Raw genomic sequence first — 3,008 nt, forward strand, 5'->3', positions numbered from 1 at the left:
AATATTTTTTCTGTATAACTTACTGGGGTTCCAGGGGGAAGTGTTACAGAACAGATCATAGTTTCTCCTTCAACTTTAGGAAAAAAGGTAAATTTTATGATATTTCCATACCATATACCAAAAAAAACAAGGAGTATCACAAGGCCTATTGCCATGGAAATATATCTATATTTAACACATTTGGTAAGCATGTTTTTATATGGTCCATTTATAATCTTTTTTAATACCTTATCTGCCCTTTTTCCCTTGGGTTGGATGTGTTTTTTAGTTGATTCATAGAGGTGGCAGGGGAGTATAAAAATGGCCTCTATAAGTGATGCAATAAGCACCAGATTAACCACAATTGGGATATTTCTCATGAATTTTCCCATGTGGCCAGTTCCTAAAAGAAGGGGCCAGAAAGCAGCAACGGTAGTTAAAACAGAAAAAATAACTGCAATTCCAACTTCATTTGCCCCGTAAATTGCAGCTTCAAAAGGGGAGAGGCCTTGTTGCCTTTTGGTATATATATTTTCACCAATTATTATTGCATCATCTACTACTATTCCAAGGACCATTATAAAACCAAAAAGGGATATCATGTTAATGGATACATCAAATTGGGGAAGAATAAGCAATGCACCCATAAAAGCTATTGGTATTCCTGCACTAACCCAGATGGCCAACCTTGCTTCCAGAAATATCCCTAGAATTAAAATGACTAACACTAGACCCATTCCCAGATTTTTGAATAAAAGCCTCATTCGATCTTTAAGAATCCTTGATTGATCCTCGAATTTTGTTATGTAAACATTTGGTGGCATGGAGTTTTTTATGTGTTCTATGTACTTAGTTACCCTAGAAGAGATTTCCAGAGCATTTTGATTTCCAATTCTAAATACTTCCACTAAAACTGCTGGCATGTCTTGAAATTTAAATTCCAGGTCAGAATCATCAAAAGATTCTTTGATATTCGCAATATCTTTAAGATATACCACAGATCCGTCAGGTTTTGTTATAATTGGAATAAATTTAAATTCACTTGCATAATATCTTTTACCCTTTGTGCGAATTAAAATATCCTCTGTAGATGACTTTATGTATCCTGCTGGAATATCAAGGGAATAACTTTTAATTTTTCTGGCAATTTCTGGAATACTTAAATTGTATTTTTCAAGGGTATCTTGTGAAACTTCTATGTGTATTTCATTATCTTTTGCACCGTATATTTCTGCAAGTGAAACGCCTTTTAAAGCAGTGATTTCATCTTTGATTTTTTGAGCAGTGTATTTTAAGGTATGTATATCGGTATTACCATATATTGCAATATATACTACTTTATTTTTTATTGTAATTTGTTTAACTATAGGTCTATCTGCATCATCTGGGAATGTGGTTATAGCATCTACCTGAGATTTTATATCATCCAGTAGTTTGGATACATCCCAATTTTTTAATACGTCAACAATAACTACTCCGTATCCTTCTTTTGCAGTAGCTGAAATTTCTTTTATTCCCGACAGACCTGATATAGCTTCTTCAATAGGAAGAATAATACTATCTTCAATCTCTTCTGGTGCTGCACCCTCATAAGTTACAGATATAGATATCTTATCCAGTTCAATTTCTGGAAATATCTCTATCTTTATATTTGAAATAGTTACAATTCCACCAATTATAACAAATAAAACTAAAAGGTTAGAAGCAACATGATTATTAACAAACCAGGATATTATAGTTTTCATTTTATCCTCTTCAAAACCTTAACTTCTATTCCATCAACATCACCAGATATAGGACTTATTATTAATTGATCATTATCAAAAATACCATGGGAAACAATAAAAGAACGTTTAAGCATTCTAACAATATTGACTCTGACTTTCTTTATACGGTTGTTAACCACCTTTAATACATAATGTCCTTCGAAAAGCGCTTTTAATGGTAACATAAACACATGTTTTAATATATGTCCTTTTATTTTTACGTGAACAAAGGTATTTGAAAGAAGAGGGGGCAGCTTTTTAAAAGGATCTTTAACGGTCCCAATCGCATACAACATCCTGGTATTTTTGTCAATTTGCCCAATGGAGTGTGTAATTTTGCCTGTAAATTGAATTTTTTTATCTCCCATAGAATATTCAATCAAAATACTGGAACCTTCACTAGATGGCGGGACGCTGTAGCCTGGGATATCTATCCATTGTACATCGGACATCGGTAGAGGAATATGTACTTCCACTGCTTTTGTTGGGTAAATTTGGGCTAGGATTTGGCCATAAGATACAACATTTCCAATGTCTACATCTCTTTTTATTATGATTCCTGTATATGGAGCTTGGAGTGATGTCCTCTGCAAATTTAAACGAGCCTGGGAAAGAGTGGCCGTTGCAGCCAGAAAGGCTGCCCTGGCAGCTTCAAGTTGAGGGAGTTTTGCAGCGAGTGGGGGAATTTTTTCTCCTTTATGAATAAGCTCCCACTCTTTTTTTGCCTGCTTTGCCTCTTCCTTTGTCTTTATTAATGTGGAATTTGCCTGTGTTAACTGAGAAATGGCCTGGGAAAGAGCAAATTCATAGTCCCTTTTGTCAATCTGAATGAGTAATTCCCCTTTTTTTACCATTGAACCCTGTCTTAGTTTTTCAGACACATAGGTGACCTTGCCTTTTACCTCAGAGACTATGTTACCTATTGATAAGGGTTTTACTTCTCCATTTGATTCAATTATTATCTGATAATCTATTGGCTTAGCACAAATTACCTCTACTACCGGTATTATCTTTTTATGTATTGAACTTTTTGGCCTTGCCTTATGTTTTGTCAGTAAAATAAATATTGTAATTCCAGTTAGAAAGATAATTAATATAATAACCAGTTGAAAAGATTTTTTCATTTTATGCTCCAGGGACTATTACTTTTTGTAAGTGCCGCCTAATGCCTTAAATAATAGTATCTGATTTTTTAAAATAGCCACCTTTGTGTCAATTATTTTTATTTGAATATCAATTAAGTTCAATTCTTTTTCTAAGAGT

2 protein-coding genes are annotated in these 3,008 nt (G+C 33.7%); both read right to left on the bottom strand.

Annotated features, from left to right (window positions below; genetic code table 11):
- Positions 1-1,724 (bottom strand): efflux RND transporter permease subunit (locus tag ACY2V1_RS03810; RefSeq protein WP_461833470.1); only part of this gene is annotated, 1,724 nt, incomplete at its 3' end.
- Positions 1,721-2,869, bottom strand: a complete 1,149-nt coding sequence (locus ACY2V1_RS03815; RefSeq protein ID WP_461833471.1) for an efflux RND transporter periplasmic adaptor subunit — start codon at positions 2,867-2,869, stop codon at positions 1,721-1,723. The genes ACY2V1_RS03815 and ACY2V1_RS03810, both read right to left, overlap by 4 nt.
- Positions 2,870-3,008 lie beyond the last annotated feature (139 nt).

Source organism: Desulfothermus sp. (assembly GCF_053993635.1).